Source organism: Deinococcus koreensis (assembly GCF_002901445.1).
In the GTDB taxonomy this organism is placed as follows: domain Bacteria; phylum Deinococcota; class Deinococci; order Deinococcales; family Deinococcaceae; genus Deinococcus; species Deinococcus koreensis.
In genome coordinates this window covers 232,396-248,752 of sequence record NZ_PPPD01000001.1, presented here as the reverse complement: position 1 = coordinate 248,752, position 16,357 = coordinate 232,396, and the positions used below count along the sequence as shown (strand labels likewise).

Sequence of the window (16,357 nt, the reverse complement as noted above, 5' to 3'; positions counted from 1 at the left end):
CGGCAGACCAGTGTTCGCCGCAAGGCCGTGTCAGAGGCGATCTTCGTCGAAAGGAGAGGTCATCACACGGTTGCCCGTTGTCTGAGACGAGACGAGAGAGTATACTCTCGATCATGTCATCTCGGGAGATGGAAGGGGAGCTGCTGCAGGCCGCACGACTGCTGAAAAGCTCGCCCCACACGACGATGGATCGGCTGGCCGAGCATCTGGGCGTCTCGCGGGCCACGCTGTATCGCCGGCATGGGGGAAGGGCTGGATTGCTGAAATTGCTGGATGAGGGCGTGCCCGCCGACGACACCCGCACCCGCATCCTGCGCGCCGCCGCCGAGGTGCTGGGCAGCCACGGCCTGCTGGGCAGCACCATGGAGCAGATCGCCCAGCAGGCCGGGGTCGGAGTGGCGACCGTCTACCGCCAGTTCGGCGACAAGGAGGCGCTGGTGGGCGCGGTTGTGGAGGAACTGACGCCTCGCGGCGTCCTGCGGACGCTGGAGCAGGCGCCGACCGACGACCTGCGGGGAGAGCTGACAGCCCTGGTGCGCGCTGGGCTGGAGGGGCTGGCCCAGACCGGGGGCCTGATCCGCCTGAGCCTCTTCGGCAGCGATGCCGAGCGGGCCTACCTGGAACGGGTGCGGCACGGCACCGAGCGGGCCCTGGAACTGCTGGCCCGCTCCCTGCGCCGTCACCAGGAGGCCGGGCGGCTCAGCGCGGGGGCCGAGCCGCAGCAGCTGGCCCTGGCGCTGCTGGGGCTGCTGTTCGCCTTCGGCCTGATCGGCCCCAGCCGCTACGGTCTGGGCGTGACCGACCCCCGGCAGACCGCCGAACTCATCGTGGGGCTGTTTCTGGACGGCGCGGGGGGAACGGCGTGACGCCCGGCCCGTATGTCCTGCCCTTCGAAGCCATTCGGGCCGGCGATCTGGCGCGGGTGGGCGGCAAGGGCGCGAACCTGGGCGAGCTGAGCGCCGCGGGCTTCGCCGTGCCGCCCGGCTTCTGTCTCACGGTGGCGGCGTACGAGCGCTTTCTGGCCGGGCTGGCCGACGCTGAGACGATGATCGCCGAGCTGGAGGCCCTCCGGCCGGGGGATCACGCCGCCGCCCAGGCCCTGAGCGGGCGCTGGCAGTCCCGGCTGCGCGCCGTGCCGGTGCCGCCCGAGGTCGCCCAGGCCGCCGAACAGGCGTGGAGGACGCTGGGGCCGGGCCACGCCTATGCTGTGCGCTCCAGCGCGACCGCCGAGGATCTGCCCGGCGCGTCCTTCGCGGGGCAGCAGGACACCTTCCTGAACGTGCGGGGGCTGGAAGGGCTGCTGGGCGCGATCCGCGACTGCTGGGCGTCGCTGTTCAACGAGCGGGCGCTGCTCTACCGCGCTCAGGTGGGTGTGGCGCCGCGTGGCCTGGGGCTCGCCGTGGTGGTGCAGCGGCTGATCGACCCCGAGGTCTCCGGCATCCTGTTCACCGCCGATCCCACGACCGGGCAGCGCGGCCTGGCGCGGATCGACGCTGCCTTCGGGCTGGGTGAGGCGCTGGTGTCGGGGGTGGTGAGTGCCGACGCCTACACGGTGGATCGGCAGAACGGGCGGGTCACCGGGCGGATCATCTCCGGGAAGACCTTCGCCCTGCGCTCGGCCCCGCAGGGAGGAATCCGGCGCGTGCCCCTCGGGGGAGATCAGGCCCAGACCCCCGCCCTGACGGACGCCCAGGCCCTGGCCCTGGCCGAGCTGGGCGGGCGCATCGAGGCGCATTACGGCGTGCCCCAGGACATCGAATGGGCGGGCGTGGGCGGCCAGTGGTACGTCCTGCAGTCACGGCCCATCACGACGCTCTTTCCGCTGCCCGCGCCGGCGCCCGGGGACGGCCAGCTGCACGCCTACCTCAGCTTCAGCCACCTGCAGGTCATGACCGACGCCCTGCCGCCGCTGGCCGCCTCGCTCTGGCGGGTGCTGTTTCCCATCGGGCGACCCCCGCACGCCCTGGAAAATCCGCTGCTCACGGTCGCCGGCGGGCGGCTGTATCTGGACATCTCCTATGCCCTGCGTTACCCCCTGCTGCGCCGGGTGCTGCCCCGCGCCGCGGGCGCCAACATCGACGCCCGCATGGGCGACCCGCTGGCACAGCTCGCGGCGCGGCCCGAGTTCCAGCGCGGCCCCAGGGTCAGCGGCCGGCGGGCGCTGCGCGGCCTGGCGCCGGTGGTCGGCCCGGCCCTGGGACATCTCCTGCGCCCCGAGCGGGGCGACGTGGCCGCCGCCGAACTGGAGAGCACGAACCGGCTGCTGGGCGCCTTCCGAGCGGCGCTGGACGCGGCCCCCACGCTGGACGCCCGGCTGGAGGTGGTGATGGGGCAGCTCCGTACCCTGATCGGCCCGCCGCTCTATCCGCTCGTCTCCCGGCTCATGGCGGGTGTCCTGAGCGACACGCTGCTGCGCCAGTTCGGGGCCCGCTTCGCCGCCCGCGCCGACCTGATCGCGGTCGGCTCCGGCCAGCGCGGCAACGTCACCACCGAGATGGGCCTGGCGCTGGGCGACCTCGCGGACGCGGCGCACGGGCACGCCGACCTGATCGCCCGGCTGCGCCGGACGGAGCTGAGCGCACAGGAACGGCTCGACGTCGGCCGGCTGCCCGGCGGTGAACCCTTCCTGACGCTCTGGCAGACCTTCCTGGCTCGCTACGGGGCCCGGGCCTCCAGTGAGATCGATCTCAGCCGCCCGCGCTGGCACGACGACCCGGCGCCCCTCCTGAACATGCTCACGGGCCAGCTGGGAGCCGGGGCGGGGACGCACCGCCAGCAGGCGCAGGCCCTCCAGGCAGGGGCGCAGCAGGCCGCCGGGCGGGTTCTGCGGGCGGCGGGGCCCTTCCGGGGCTTGCTCGTGCGCCATCTCGTCCGGGCGGTTCGCACCTACCTGCCGCTGCGCGAGCATCCCAAATTCCTGCTGGTGCGGGTGCTCGGACTCGTCAGGCCCGTCCTTCAGGAGGCCGGCGTGGTGCTGGCGGCCCGGGGTCAGCTGGGCTCGCCCGGCCAGGTCTGGTGCCTGACCCTGCCGGAGCTGCAGGAGGCGGTCGCCCATCCTGACCGCGTGCTGGACGGCGTGGCGTCTGCCCGCCAGACCACCTTCGCCCACGACTCGCGCCTCCGCCCGCCGCGCGTGATGACCAGCGACGGCGAGATCATCACCGGGCGCCCGGTTGCTCAGCCCATGCCGGACGGGGCGCTGGGGGGCCAGCCCGTCTCGGCCGGCGTGGTGGAGGGGCGGGCGCGCGTGATGCTGAGCCTGGCCGACCCACCCGTGCAGCCGGGTGAGATCCTGATCGCTCCCTTCACCGACCCCGGCTGGACGCCGCTGTTTGTGGCCGCGGCCGGTCTGGTCACCGAGGTCGGCGGCCTGATGACCCACGGCTCCCTGGTGGCGCGCGAGTATGGCCTGCCGGCGGTCGTCGGCGTGGAGGACGCGACCCGGCGCATCCGCAGCGGTCAGCGCGTGCGGGTCAACGGCGACCTGGGCTATGTGGAGGTGCTCAACTGAGGGCATAGTCTTGGGGAATGCGACCCTGGATGCTCGAGGCCCCCCGGGTCAAGCTGCCCGAATCGGCGGTGCAGGCCTTCGAGCGGGCGTGGAGCGAGCACGACCTGACGGCGCTACCCGACGGCGTGCCGCGCTGGCTCTTTCTGGAGTGGCTGGCGGGGCGCGGGTTGTTGTTGCACGGCTCCCCGCACACCTCACTCACCGAACTGGTGCCACGAGATCACGACTACGCCCAGCCCGACGACTTCAGCAACACCATCGGGGTCTATGCTACTTCGGACGCCCTCTGGGCCATGATGTACGCCTTTCGTAGCCCCAACGTAGCTCAGCAGAGCGATATGGCCCTGCGGCAGTGGGAGGACGGGCAATGGTCACCCATGCGCTACTTCTACTCGGTTGCGCCCCTGGCGTCAGAGGTCACGGACGCACGCACGCTGCTGCAGCCAGGGGCCGTGTACGTCCTGAGCCGGTCGGGGTTTAGGCAATCTCCAGCTTACGAGCATGGCGGTCTGGGCCTCGTGCTGGAGGCGCACTGGGTCAATCCGAAACCCGTGCGGCCACTGATGATCGTGCCCGTTTATCCCGCCGATTTTCCGTTACCCGTTCGCCTGCACGATGCGGCGCGGGTCAAGGCGCTTAGTTATTCCGCCCCCTGGGGCTTTCCCTGGCTGGAGCCAGAAACACCGACATGAAAAAAGCCGGAGCACGCAGCTCCGGCTCTTCCAGCTTGCCCTCGACTACTCGATGCTCACGCGCCAGCGCCACTCGGAGGCCCGCTTCATGACGTGCGCGAGGCCGCCGGTCATGGCGAGCTTCTGGTTCCAGGGCAGCTTCATCCAGCCCACAGCCATCAGGCCGCCGAGCGACACGAACTCGCCCAGGGTGGTGGGCTCGTAGGGCTCCAGCTCGTCGCCGCGCGACAGGCGCATGATGTTCTTGCCGGTCAGGCGGCCCTGCTGCCCGGCGTGCTGGGCGGTGGTGGGCACCGGCTTGCCTTCCTGGTTCAGCGCCAGGCCCATGTCGCCCACGATAAAGACCTCGGGGTAGCCCTTGGCGCGCAGGAACTCGTCCACGGCGATGCGCCCGCCGGGGCCCTTCTCGATCCGCTCGCCGCGCACGATGTCGCGGGCCTGGATGCCGCCGGTCCAGATGATCTTCCCGGCGGGAATGACCTTCTGGGTGCCGTCGGAGGTCTGCACGGTCACCGAGTCGGCGGTGGCCTGCATCAGGCGGTGGCCGGTCAGGACGTTGATGCCGTACTCCTCGAGGGTCTGCATGGCCTTGGCGCGCAGGGCGTCGTCGAGCACGGGCAGGATCTTGGGGCCGGCCTCGACCAGATGGATCTGGAAGGGGGGCAGGCCGCGCTCCTTGCTGAGCAGCACCGCGCGCTGGGCCAGCTCGGTGACCAGTTCCACGCCGGTCAGGCCGGCGCCGCCGACCACGATGTCGCGCTGTCCCTGGTACTCGCTGCTGAAGGCCCGGTTGACGAAGGTGAAGATCTCATCGGCGTCGCTGAGCTGCTTGAGTTCGGTGGCGTTCTCGTACAGGCCGGGAATGCGGTAGAAGTTGGTCACGCTGCCCAGGCCGATGACCAGCGTGTCGTAGGTGAGCACGCGGCCGTCTTTCAGGGTCACCTCGCGGGCGTCGACGTCCACGACGTCCACCTGCGCCTGCTCCATCTGCACGCCGGTTCCGCGCAGCAGGGGCGCGAGCGGCAGGGTCACGCGGGTGTTGTGGGCCGCCGCTTCATGCAGCCGGGTGTAGAACACGTGGTAGGCATTTTGCTCGATCAGCAGGCTTTCCAAGTTGGGGGCAGGCTTCATTTTCGTCGCCACTGCCAGACCGGAGTACCCGGCGCCAAGAATCAGGGTCTTCATAGCACATCTCCTGTGAACAGATTCACGAGCGGCAGTGGGAGTGGGTCACCGCCCGCAGAAATCCGCTGGGAACACGCCCAGCTTTGACCCAGTGTACACCCCGTTTCCCCGGTGCCTGTCGGCTGCCTGACAGTCCTGCCTATGTTTCCTTCAGCTCACCGCCGGGCGGCTGTCCCGCCGCTGGGGACACCCCGCCGTCGCCCGATCACGCCGGGGGAGAGGCTGATCAGACAGTGCTTGGGTCTGAGCACTCCCCACGAGTGAGGGCCTTCTGTCCGATGCCAGCATTCTGGATCAGAGCGGAGTTACTGGCCGGCGTCGGCCGGCCTGGGCAGGCTGCCCTGCACGACTCTTTTCAGTGTGATGTTGTTCTTCCACAGGCCCAGCGCCAGGGTCTGGCGGGGCAGCGTGGGCAGGGCCTGGGGCCGGCTCCCGGGAAGCTGGGCGCGCAGCCACTCCACCTCGTCCTCCAGCGCCAGCACGCTGTCGCGCTCACCGCTTCGCAGGGCGGCCAGCGCCTCGGTCGCCGAAGGGTAGGCCAGGAAGTCCAGCCCGCGGGCGTCGGCCCAGCCGTAGGCGTCGTCGGCGGCCAGACCCCAGTGGTTGGTCACGACGGCCAGTTTCGTGGGCTGCGGCGCCGTGCTCAGCAGCGCCCAGCCCACGGTGCGGTAGGGAAGCACCTGCATCAGTCCCTGGGTTTCCGCGTTCACCACGATGCCGCCGGCCAGCACGTCGCACGACTCCGGCCGCACGCCCCAGTCCACGGGGTCGGGCGAGGTGCCCCAGGCAGCCTGGATGTTCCAGCCGACCGGCACGCCCATGCGCCTCGCGGCCGCCTCGATCAGACGGGCCTCGCTGCCGGTGGCCGCCGAGCCGTCGGAGGAGATGAAGGGCGGCAGGGAGGGGGGCACGCAGGCGGTGAGCACTCCCGCCGCCTTCACGCGCGCAAGCGAATTGTCGGGCGGCAACTGGCGCAGCAGCAGGTACGACAGTACCCCGAGCAGGGTGAACACGGTGCTGCCTGCCGGTCGCCAGCCACGCCGGGGTCGTGGGGGGGCAGGCGGCCGCGACATCAGCGCCGGAACTCGCGGTAGGACAGGGCGCAGGCCACCACGGTCAGCCCGATCACCACCGCCACGTCCAGGCCCAGCGGGTGCTCGTGGTAGTCGATGATGAAGTACCGCAGCAGGTCGATGGCGTAGGTGAGCGGGTTGGCCCGCACCAGCAGCACCAGCCAGGGCGGAAACACCTGCTGCTGCTGCTGCACGCTGAGGCTGGGGTCGAGCGGGAAGACCGAGCTGCCCAGAAAGTACAGCGGCAAAATGAGCGCGTTGGAGAACACCCCGAAGCCTTCGAAGGACTTCAGGCGCGAGGCGATCAGCAGGCCCACCGCCGTGAAGGCGAGCGAGACCAGGAACATGGTGCCCAGCACGCCCGGCAGGATCGAGGGCGGAATGGGCACGTCCACGTACGGCCCCAGCAGCAGCACCAGTCCGCCCTGCAGGGTGGCCACTGTCGCGCCGCCCAGCAGCTTGCCCAGAAAGACCGCGCTGCGGGGCACGGGCGAGGCGAAGACCTCCCGGAAGAAGCCGAACTGGCGGTCGTAGATCAGGCTCACCGCCGACTGGATGGAGGGGTAGAGGATGTTCAGCACCACCACCGCCGGGAAGATGTACTGCATGTAGGTGAAGGGCACCACGAAGGTGGTCTCGCGCAGGCCGGTGCGGAAGTAGGGCGTGAGGCCCACCCCGAAGATGATCACCCACAGCAGCGGCCGCGAGAAGGCGCCGACCAGCTGCCCGCTCTCGCGTACCGAGCGCTTGACCTCGCGCGACCAGATGGCGTACAGGCAGGCGAGGTAATAGCGCGGCCCGCTGGTCGTGCCGGCGGTGCTGGAGGCCCAGCTCACCGGAAGCCCCGGCCGTCGGTGGGGGAGACGCGCCCGGCGCCCACGGCTGGGCGCTCGTCGCGCAGCGCGCGCCCGGTCAGCTCCAGGAACACGTCCTCCAGGGAGGCCGACTGCACGTTCACGCCCGCCAGTCGGTGCAGCTCCGGCGCCAGCCGGGTCAGCAGGGGCGCCGGGTCCGGCACGCGCAGCCGCAGGGTGTCGCCGGTTTCGTCCATCACCGCGCCCGCGTCTTCGCTCCGCAGGGTCGCCCGCAGGTCGTCCGGCACGCCGCGCAGGGTGACCACCAGCCCGCCCAGCCGGGCCCGGAGTTCGGTCGGGGTGCCGAAGGCCAGCACCTCGCCCCGGTCGATGATGGCGACCAGATCGGCGTCCTCTGCCTCCTCGATCTGGTGGGTGGTGAGCAGCAGCGACACCCCGGTCTCGCGCCGCAGCGCCCCCAGGTAGGCCCACACGGCGCGCCGGCTCTGCACGTCCAGGCCGGTGGTGGGCTCGTCGAGGATCAGCAGGGCAGGGTCGTGCATGACGCCGCGGGCGATTTCCAGGCGGCGTTTCATCCCGCGCGACAGGATGCGGGCCGCCACGTTCTGCCACTCGCCCAGTTCGACCACGTTCAGCACGTGCTCGGCGCGGCTCCGGCGCTCCCGGCCGTTCATCCCGTAGATCCGCCCGTGGAAGTCCAGGTTCTCCAGCACGGTCAGGCGCTCGTCCAGGCTGGGTTCCTGAAAGACCAGGCCCAGCGTCCGGCGCACGCGCGCCGAGTCCCGCCGCACGTCCAGCCCCGCCACCTGTAACCCGCCCGACTGGAGCGGCAGCAGCGTGCTCATCAGCGAGACGAGCGTGCTCTTGCCGGCGCCGTTCGGCCCCAGCAGCGCGAAAAAACAGCCGCGCGGCACGCTGAAACTCACGCCCCCCAGCGCCTGCACGTCGCCGTAGCGGTGCCCCACGTCCTGCACGTCGATGACGGCCGGTGCACCCAGACTCACCCCTACTCCCGGAAGCTTTCCGAGGGTGGGCGTTGGTCGCTCACGCTGGCCGGCACGATACCGGGGCGGTTCAGACCGTGCTTGACCAGCAGTTTCTGCACTTCTCCGCGCACGATCAGCCGGGTGATCGCTCCGTCGAGCTGGGTTCGCAGGCTCGGCCGATTCCGCCGCAGGCCGTAGATCACGTACCAGGTCATGCTGGGCAGCCCCACGACGGGCGCGGCTTTCAAGCCCACCTTCTTCACGTCCGGCACGCGACCATACAGCTGCGAGGCGAAGACCATGCCCACTTTCGCCTGGCCCGTCTTCAGGTCGCTGACGAGGCGGGCCGCCGTGTTCACGGGCCGGTCCGTGAACTGCCCCCGGCGGGTCGTGTACATGAAATAGGCGGGCAGCCCGCGCCGCTCCATGGAGACCGGCATGGACTTGGGGAGCTGGTTCAGGTTGCCCACCCGGGGGTCGCGGCTGGCGAACAGGTAGCTGACCTTCAGGTACGGCCGGGTGGCGTACATCTGCTCGTCGGCCGGGTAGTCGAAGGCGGGCGTGGTGCTGCCGATCAGGCCGGGGTAGATGTCGCAGCGGTGCGCGAACAGCCGCAGCAGTTCCAGGCGGTCGAGCGGCTGCGGCGCCGTGTCCAGGTCGGGCAGCGGCGCGCGGTGGACATAGAACTCGGCCTTGCGCCCCAGTGAGCGGGCCACCGCCAGCGCCATGTCCTGCTCGAACTTCCAGATCGGGTTCTGCTGATCCAGACAGAAGGTCATGGTGCTGGCGCTCCGCAGCAGGCCAGTCGTGCTGGTAGGCGAATTCGGGTCTTGCTGGGCGCGGGCCGAGGCCATCAGCGTCAGGCCGGACAGGAGCAGGGGGGCGAGTGGGGGGCGCTTCACGTCGGACTCCTCGTGTGGATTCGGGGATGGGGGGAGAGCGGAGCAGCTGGATCGCGGAGAACGCAGGAAGATGGCTTGCGGTGGGGGGTCGAGACCTCCACTGCGTTCAGCGTGACCGTGGTCGCTGCCCCGCTGGTGATGGCCGGCCTGAACGAAAAACCGTGTGCAGACGGGGTCGTCCCCATCGGCACACGGTCGGGGTCAGCCCGGGTCAGTCAACCGCGAAGACCCACAGCACGCCGCCGCGCGGGGTGTCCTTGGTGAGCTGGGCCATCGGGCCGGCCCACAGCGGGATGGCGCCGCCGTAGCCGCTGAAGACCGAGATGTACTGCTTGCCGTTCACCGAGTAGCTGATGGGCTGGCCGATCACGCCGGAATTGGTCTTGAATGACCACAGCTTCTTGCCATTCTTGGCGTCGAAGGCGATGAAGTCGCGGTCGGCGGTGGTGCCGGTGAACACCAGGCCGCCGGCGGTGGTGAGCACGCCGCCCCACAGCGGGGCCTTGAAGGTCTGGCTCCAGACCCGCTTGCCGGTGGCCGGGTCGATGGCCTGCAGGTTACCCACGTAGTTCAGGTTGGGCACGGCGTTCAGCTCGAATTCGGCGCCCACGTAGGCCTCGCCGGCCGCGTACTTGGTCTGCGCGCCCTTGATATCCATACACCACTCGTTGGAGGGCACGTAGACCAGCCTGGTCTGCGGGCTGTAGGCCATGGGGTGCCAGTTCTTGCCGCCCAGGAAGGAGGGGCAGGCGTTGACCTGCTTACCCAGGTCGGGCCGGTGCTGGGGATCCCAGATGGGGCGGCCGGCCTTGTCGAGCCCCTTGTAGGCCGTGACCGTCACGTACTTGTTGGCGTTCAGGTACTTCACGCCTCCGCCGGTGCGGTCGAAACGGTAGAGGTAGCCGTTGCGGTGCGCCGTCACGATGCTCCTCACGCTCTTGCCGCCCTGCATGGTGTCGATCAGAACGGGCTCGTTCACGCCGTCGTAGTCCCAGGCGTCGTTGGGGGAGTACTGGAAGCCTTCCTTGATCTTGCCGGTGTCGGCGTCCACGGCCAGCAGGGACGAACTCCATTTCAGGTCGTCGCTGGCCTTGCGCCGGGGATCCATCCAGGGGCTGGGGTTGCCGGTGCCCCAGTAGATGGTCTTGGAGGCGTTGTCGTAGGCGCCGGTCAGCCAGGTGGGGGCGCCGCCCTGGGCTTCGGAGCCGTCGGGGTAGGAGCCCTTCATGGTGGTGAAGGACTTCCACATGCTCTTGCCGGTCTTGGGATCCATGGCCTCCAGGAAGCCGCGCACGCCGTACTCGCCGCCGTGGACGCCCGTGACGAGCTTGCCGTTGGCCATCAGCGGCGCCGAGGTGATCGTGTAGCGCTTCTTGTAGTCCTCGATGGTGCGATCCCAAACGATCTTGCCGGTCTTGGCGTTGAAGGCCAGCATGTGGGCGTCCAGCGTGCCCATGAAGACCAGATCGCCGTAGACGGCCACTCCACGGTTCACCACGTCACAGCAGGAGGTGATGTCGTCGGGCAGTTCGCGCTCGTATTTCCACAGCAGTTGCCCGTTGGTGGCGTTCAGGGCGAACAGCTTGTTCATGGGCGAGGTGATGAACATCACGCCGTTGTTCACGATGGGCGCGGCCTCGTGGCCCTCCGTCTGGCCGGTGCTGTAGGCCCACACGGGCCGCAGCTTCGAGACGTTCGCCGCCGTGATCTTGGTCAGCGCCGAGTACCCCCAGTTGCCCTGGTTGCCGCGCGTGCTCAGCCAGTTCGCCGCTTCCGGCGCGTTCAGCCGCGCGTCGGTGACGCTGGCATAGGAGCTGACCTGGGCGTAGGCGAGGCCAGCCAGCGTGGCTCCAGCGGCGAGAACGGCTCCGATCCTGACCATCTTGCCAACCTGTGGTGCATTCTTCATGCTGTTCCCCTTTTCCGGCGCAGGCCGGGTGAATCAGATGGTGGGCGTGATGGGTCGAGCAGATTCAGGTGCCGATCTTGCCGATAAACGCCGCCTTGGCGACCAGCTGGCCGCTGGCGTCGGCCTTGATGGGCAGGGCGGCCAGACGGCGGGGGGCAGGCCCGCCCAGCACCGTGGCGTTGTCGCCGGGATCGAAGATGCTGCCGTGACACGTGCAGATGATGTTGCCCTTGCCCTGCCCCAGACTGCCGAGTTCCTTTGCGGGGCAGCCCTGGTGGGTGCAGATGGCCGAATACGCCACGACGTCGCCGGCTGCGTTGGGCTTGCTGCTGGCCTTGATCTTCCCGCTGGCGAGTTTGACCAGCACCACGCCGCTTTTCAGCGGGTCGCGGGGCTTTTTGGTGGCGGGATCGACGGCGATGGCCCATACGGCCACGCCCACCTTCAGCTCGGCCGCCTTCACGGCCTTCCCCTTGTTGGGGCCGTCCTGATGGATCAGCAGGTCTCCTGCCCTGGCAGGATCGGCGGCCGTCGATGTGCCCGTCTGCGCGCCGGTCTGCCCGAGGACGGCCAGGGTGCCGGCGGCCGCGCCGGTCGCGGCGCCGAGTTTCAGCACCTGTCTGCGGGTGGGTCGGGTATCAGTCATGGGGAACCTCGGGGTCGTCGTCCTGGCGGGGAAGCTCTCCTGTCCGGACGGATGTGCCTGTGCGGTGACGGGCGGTGGCTAGGAGGAGGGGAGCGGGGTGGGCCTTGAGTGTGGAGCGGCAGGCACCGGACGGCTCATCTGGGCGATATCGCTGAGACGGAAACGTCGGGCCGGTGTCATCGAGCAGTGGACATGGTGCGGCGGGCAGCCTGAGCACGGGTATCCGGACAGGACGGGGGGGCCTGATAGGGGGTGGCCTGAACACTGTAAGATCGGCCCTTACTTTAGACCCGTGGGGTTGGTAGCGGGTTGGATGTGCTGAGAGAACAGGAGGCTATGGGTTCAGTTTTCTCATCCACCATGCGTTCAGCAGTTCAGGCGGCCGGGCTGGGCATACGGCACTTCAGCCGCGCCCGCCGGCGATCCGGGCGGCGTCGGGGCTGTGCCTCAGCACCCGCATGGCCAGCGCTCCCAGCAGCGGCCCCACGCTCCACACCACGAAGATGCCGCGCCAGCCGATCACTGGCTCCAGCCACGGCACCAGGGCAATGCTCAGGGCCGTGAGGGTGAAGCCCAGGGCCAGCTGCGCGGTCAGGGCGGTGCCCACGTAGGCCGGATCGGCGATCTCGCTGACGATGGTGCTGAACTGCGCCGAGTCCGCGATGATCCAGAAGCCCCAGAACAGGCTCACGCCCAGCACCACCCCGCTGGGCGCGTTCACCAGCAGCGCGAGCAGCAGGGCACTGGCCCCCGAGAGCCACATGGCGAGTTCGGTCAGGCGGGTGCGTCCCCAGCGGTCGCCCAGCACGCCCCCGGCCAGACAGCCCAGCGCGCCCAGGCCCACCACGCTGAAGGTCGCCAGCGCCGCGCCGCGCGTGACCTCCACCGCGCCGTCGCCGGCGGCCCTCAGCACGCCGGAATAGAAGAGCGCGAACCAGGTCCACATGGCGTACAGCTCCCACATGTGCCCCAGGTAGCCCAGCGTCGCCAGGCCCGGCCCGCGCGCGCTCAGCACCCGCCACGCCTGGGCCGGGCGAAAGGGGGGAGCGGGCGTGCGGTGCGGCCCAGGCCCCACCAGCGTCGCCAGGACGCCGCCCAGCACGGCCAGCAGGCTGGTCACGCCGATCACCGTACGCCAGTCCGCGCCGCCAAGTCCATTGACCAGATGCGGAGAGGCCGACCCGAGGGTCAGCGCCCCCACCATGAAGCCCAGCGCCAGCCCGCGCCCCCGCACGAAAAAGGCGGACATGGCCCGCAGGGAGGTGGGGTAGACCAGGGCCAGACTGGCCCCGACCAGCGCCCTCAGGAGGAAGGCCCACTGACCATCCGGCAGCAGCAGCAGCGCGGCGTTGGCGGCGGCCGCGCCCAGGGCGCCGCCCAGGATCAGCAGGCGGGACGGCACCCGGTCGGCCAGATTCAGGACGGCGCTGCCCACCGCTCCGGCCACGAAGCCCAGTTGCACGGCCAGCGCCAGCCAGGAGGCGGCCTGAGCGCTCAGCGCCCACTCGGCGCGCAGCTGGGGCAGCACGGCCGCTGCCGAGAACCAGGGCGCCATGCTCAGCACGACCGCCCCCGCCAGCAGCGCCAGGGCCAGCCAGGGGTTCATGGAGGCCGGAACGGTTTCCCGGCTGGCGGCCTGCCGGCTCAGAACGAGGCGTCCAGTGCCGCGCGTCGCGCCCGCGCGATGGGCAGGCGGTGGTCGTCCGGGGCGAGCAGGCCCTCCAGCACCTCCAGGCACTCGGGGTCGTCGAAGCGCGAGGCATAGCGCCACAGCAGCTCGGGATCGCGCGAGCGGCACACGGCCTCGCGCAGGGCAGCGTCCAGATAGTCGCGCCAGTAGCTCAGCAGGGGCGAGGAACTGTGCGGCAGGAGCGGGCCGTCGTAGAGGTCGGCGGCGTCGCTGACCCGGCCGGCGAGCAGGTGCTCCTCGATGTCCTGGATGTCCAGCTGCATGGGAATGCTCAGGCGGTAGGGGCGCGAGGCGATCTGCCCGCCCAGCAGCGCGCGCAGGGTGCTGACCTCGGACTTGAGGGTGCTCAGGCTGATGGGCTGGTCGCCGTAGACGTGGGCGTGCAGGGCGTCCAGCGTGAGCCCGCCCGGATGCAGGGCGAGCACGCACAGCAGCTCGTGCTGGCGGGGGGTCAGGTGCAGGCTGCGCCCCGCGTACTGCACGCGCGGAGCGCCGCAGAAGCGCAGCCGCAGCTGGCTGGCGGGCAGCGCGCGGTGACTCAGGGCGAGTTCGATCTGCTGGGCGTAATGCCGGGCGCTCGCCAGACCCAGCGGCGTGCTGCACTCCCAGGTCGTGCTGAAATCGAGCACGCCCAGCAGCGCCCCGGTCTGCGTGTCGCGGATCGGGCTGGAGTAGCAGACCCAGTCGTGCACGGTCTGGACATAGTGTTCGGCGGAAAAGACCCGCACCGCCTGCCGGGTTCGCAGCGCCAGCGCCAGCGCGTTGGTGCCCACGCTGCCCTCGCCCCATTGCCCGCCGGGCACGAAGTTGATCGAACTCGCCAGCCCGGCCATGCGCGCGCTGCCCTGGGTCCACAGCAGCGTGCCGTTGGGATCACCGAGGGCCACCACCAGATCGGCGTCCTCGGCCAGACGTCGCAGCTCGGGGATCAGGCCCCGCACGCCGAACTCCAGCGGCGACTCCTTCCAGGCCTGCCGGACTTCCGCCTCGTCCACGACCGGTGCGCTCGCCCGCTCGGGCGACACGGTCAGCGCCGACCGCGCCCACGACGCCGCGACCTCCTGATCGATGGTGGCGATGGCGGCGGGCCGGGTCAGGGTGGCCGCCGCTCCGGCCTGCAGGGAGTCCCGTGCCGGTGTGGACTCGGTCGACGGCGCGGACTCGGCCGGGTGTGCCGACGGTGGCGGGGCCGCTCCGGCCGGGCGGACGTGCAGACCGCTGGGCACCGGGCCCTGCCGGGTCACATAGCTGTGCCACGCGCGCACCAGTTCCTGCCGTTCTAACGCCAACCGTTCGTTCATCATCTCCAGTTGCCCTACCACAGGCGGGGGGCCAGATCACCATTTCAGGAGAACGGTTCCGGACTCCAGATCCCGCAGAAATATCGACGGAGCCGTGGGACATACCTGCTTGACATGCAGACAATGAGATTCGCTGGGGTCACGCTACCATGTCATATCGGGAACGTCTGTAGCACACCAGGGCATTGTCCAACAGGGATATAGACGGGTCGAGACGAGCCGGGTTTCTCCTCTCGGGCTACGGCCCAGCCCAGCCGGTCTCCCCGAGCCGAATCGTCGGGAGACAACCTTTTGGCAACCCCAATTGGGGGATGATCTCAGCACGCACCTCCTTCTCACTGCTTCTCCCTGTGTGGTTACATCCGAGCCGGGCGTTCTCGACCAACCGTTCCGAGCTGACCGACCCGAGCCCGACGATCCGGCCACGATCCCAGACCCCCTCATTCCGGTGATGAGTCATGAACCGCCGGCACGCGAGTACCCAGGAGACAGCTATGAGTTGCGACGAGTGTGGCCATGAGTGACGTTCCCCGGACTCCAGTTCGCCCGGTGCGGCGCCGGCTGTGGCCAATCCGCACTCCGTCTCCCCAGACGGTCTTGACCGGGCTGGCCCTCTCGGGACTGCTGGCGGGCGGCGCCCAGGCCCAGCGGTCGATCAACGTGGGGCTCCAGGCCGGCGGCACGATGTCCTGGGTGACTTTCGCCATCGAGCGCTATGGGCTCGATCAGCAGCTGGGCTTCAAGCTGAACGCCACCACCTATGCCAGCAAGGACGCCACGCGCGTCGCCCTGCGTTCCGGCGCGTCCCAGATCGTGGTGGACGACTTTCTGGAGGTCACCCTGCTGCGCCAGAAGGGCTTCCCGGTGAGCGCGGTGTATCCCTTCAGCCTGCTGACCGGCGGCGTCGTGGTGCCCCAGGACAGCCCGATCCGCACCGTAGCCGACCTGCGGGGTAAGACCCTGGGCGCCACCAGCCTGACCGACAAGACCCTGCTGATCCTGCGCGCCTACGCCAAGGCCACCGCCGGCTTCGACGTGCAGGAGGCCTCCAAAGTCGTGTCGGTCTCCAGCCCGCTGATGGAACAGTTCATGAACCGGGGCGAGATCGAGGCCGGCATTCCCTTCTGGCACCACAACGCCCGCATGGTGAGTGGCGGCAAGTTCCGGCAGCTGATCTCCAGCGGTGACCTGCTCAGGGGCCTGGGGCTGCCGAAGAACGTGCCGCTGCTGTACATCGTGGCGCGCACCGACACCGATCCCGCCACGCTGGGCCTGTTCCTGAAGGCCGTGCTGCTGGCCGAGGAGAAGATGAAATCCGACGCCGCCTTTTGGCCGGCCATGCTCGACGCCAACCTCTACGCCCTGCCGGACCGCGCGCAGCTGCCCGCCCTGCGGAGCCAGTGGGCCGCCGGTCTCCCGGCCCACTGGACCGCCGCCGACCTGAACGCCACGCTGCTGTTGACCCGCAAGATGATCGCCGTCGCCGGGCCGGACGTGGTGGGCCTGACCCGCCTGGACACCCGCGCCTTCAATACCAGCTACCAGCCCTGACGACCAGCCCTGCGGCGGATCCACCCTGACTGCTTCCGGCCCGGCCCGCTACTGCCCCCTTTCCCTGCCCACCGCCCTCTGCCTGCCTGGAGACCT

At 69.9% G+C, this 16,357-nt stretch carries 13 protein-coding genes; 4 read left to right on the top strand and 9 right to left on the bottom strand.

Translation table 11 applies throughout. The features are described from left to right. Positions 1-113: 113 nt before the first annotated feature. From CVO96_RS01100 to CVO96_RS01090, 3 genes are read left to right on the top strand one after another with little or no spacing between them, the layout of a single operon-like run. On the top strand, positions 114-866 hold the full coding sequence (locus tag CVO96_RS01100) for a TetR/AcrR family transcriptional regulator (protein WP_165795165.1): 753 nt from the start codon (positions 114-116) through the stop codon (positions 864-866). Further along, a complete protein-coding gene (locus CVO96_RS01095) occupies positions 863-3,511 on the top strand; it encodes a phosphoenolpyruvate synthase (protein ID WP_103309377.1) in 2,649 nt (882 codons plus the stop codon). The genes CVO96_RS01100 and CVO96_RS01095 overlap by 4 nt, the downstream gene beginning before the upstream one ends. A 17-nt stretch (positions 3,512-3,528) precedes the next feature. Next, positions 3,529-4,203 carry a hypothetical protein gene (locus CVO96_RS01090; protein ID WP_103309375.1) on the top strand — a complete coding sequence of 225 codons (675 nt, stop codon included), beginning with the start codon at positions 3,529-3,531 and terminating at the stop codon, positions 4,201-4,203. A 45-nt stretch (positions 4,204-4,248) separates the two neighbouring features. Here CVO96_RS01090 and CVO96_RS01085 read toward each other — a convergent pair whose 3' ends face one another. From CVO96_RS01085 to CVO96_RS01050, 9 genes are all read right to left on the bottom strand, one after another. After that, positions 4,249-5,388 (bottom strand): NAD(P)/FAD-dependent oxidoreductase, encoded by a 1,140-nt coding sequence (locus tag CVO96_RS01085; RefSeq protein WP_103309373.1) that lies wholly within the window; start codon positions 5,386-5,388, stop codon positions 4,249-4,251. Positions 5,389-5,693: 305 nt separating this feature from the next. Further along, a complete protein-coding gene (locus CVO96_RS01080) occupies positions 5,694-6,401 on the bottom strand; it encodes a substrate-binding periplasmic protein (protein WP_103309372.1) in 708 nt (235 codons plus the stop codon). Positions 6,402-6,460: 59 nt separating this feature from the next. After that, complete coding sequence (locus CVO96_RS01075) at positions 6,461-7,297, bottom strand: ABC transporter permease (RefSeq protein WP_207795269.1); 837 nt, start codon at positions 7,295-7,297, stop codon at positions 6,461-6,463. Beyond that, positions 7,294-8,280, bottom strand: a complete 987-nt coding sequence (locus CVO96_RS20955; protein ID WP_165795164.1) for an ABC transporter ATP-binding protein — start codon at positions 8,278-8,280, stop codon at positions 7,294-7,296. The genes CVO96_RS01075 and CVO96_RS20955 overlap by 4 nt, the downstream gene beginning before the upstream one ends. A gap of 2 nt (positions 8,281-8,282) precedes the next feature. Next, positions 8,283-9,164: a substrate-binding periplasmic protein gene (locus CVO96_RS20950; RefSeq protein ID WP_165795163.1), complete on the bottom strand. Its 882-nt coding sequence runs from the start codon at positions 9,162-9,164 to the stop codon at positions 8,283-8,285. A 211-nt stretch (positions 9,165-9,375) separates the two neighbouring features. Beyond that, entirely contained in the window at positions 9,376-11,073 is a 1,698-nt protein-coding gene (locus CVO96_RS01065; protein ID WP_103309366.1) for a PQQ-dependent dehydrogenase, methanol/ethanol family, read from the bottom strand. Between the two features lie 64 nt (positions 11,074-11,137). Beyond that, complete coding sequence (locus tag CVO96_RS01060) at positions 11,138-11,719, bottom strand: QcrA and Rieske domain-containing protein (RefSeq protein ID WP_103309364.1); 582 nt, start codon at positions 11,717-11,719, stop codon at positions 11,138-11,140. A 403-nt stretch (positions 11,720-12,122) separates the two neighbouring features. Further along, on the bottom strand, positions 12,123-13,325 hold the full coding sequence (locus tag CVO96_RS01055) for an MFS transporter (protein ID WP_103309361.1): 1,203 nt from the start codon (positions 13,323-13,325) through the stop codon (positions 12,123-12,125). 38 nt (positions 13,326-13,363) lie between these two features. Beyond that, a complete protein-coding gene (locus CVO96_RS01050; RefSeq protein ID WP_133161721.1) occupies positions 13,364-14,710 on the bottom strand; it encodes a helix-turn-helix domain-containing protein in 1,347 nt (448 codons plus the stop codon). Between the two features lie 516 nt (positions 14,711-15,226). On the opposite strand from CVO96_RS01050, the gene CVO96_RS01045 reads away from it, so the two are divergent. Then, complete coding sequence (locus tag CVO96_RS01045) at positions 15,227-16,261, top strand: ABC transporter substrate-binding protein (RefSeq protein ID WP_207795268.1); 1,035 nt, start codon at positions 15,227-15,229, stop codon at positions 16,259-16,261. The last annotated feature ends 96 nt before the right edge of the window (positions 16,262-16,357 follow it).

What these genes read in the sequence shown, in the direction of transcription:
- CVO96_RS01100 (WP_165795165.1), top strand. Translation starts at nt 114, where the DNA reads ATGTCATCTCGGGAGATGGAAGGGGAGCTGCTGCAGGCCGCACGACTG.
- CVO96_RS01090 (WP_103309375.1), top strand. Translation starts at nt 3,529, where the DNA reads ATGCGACCCTGGATGCTCGAGGCCCCCCGGGTCAAGCTGCCCGAATCG.
- CVO96_RS01085 (WP_103309373.1), bottom strand. Translation starts at nt 5,388, where the DNA reads ATGAAGACCCTGATTCTTGGCGCCGGGTACTCCGGTCTGGCAGTGGCG.
- CVO96_RS01065 (WP_103309366.1), bottom strand. Translation starts at nt 11,073, where the DNA reads ATGAAGAATGCACCACAGGTTGGCAAGATGGTCAGGATCGGAGCCGTT.
- CVO96_RS01060 (WP_103309364.1), bottom strand. Translation starts at nt 11,719, where the DNA reads ATGACTGATACCCGACCCACCCGCAGACAGGTGCTGAAACTCGGCGCC.
- CVO96_RS01055 (WP_103309361.1), bottom strand. Translation starts at nt 13,325, where the DNA reads ATGAACCCCTGGCTGGCCCTGGCGCTGCTGGCGGGGGCGGTCGTGCTG.
- CVO96_RS01050 (WP_133161721.1), bottom strand. Translation starts at nt 14,710, where the DNA reads ATGAACGAACGGTTGGCGTTAGAACGGCAGGAACTGGTGCGCGCGTGG.
- CVO96_RS01045 (WP_207795268.1), top strand. Translation starts at nt 15,227, where the DNA reads ATGAGTGACGTTCCCCGGACTCCAGTTCGCCCGGTGCGGCGCCGGCTG.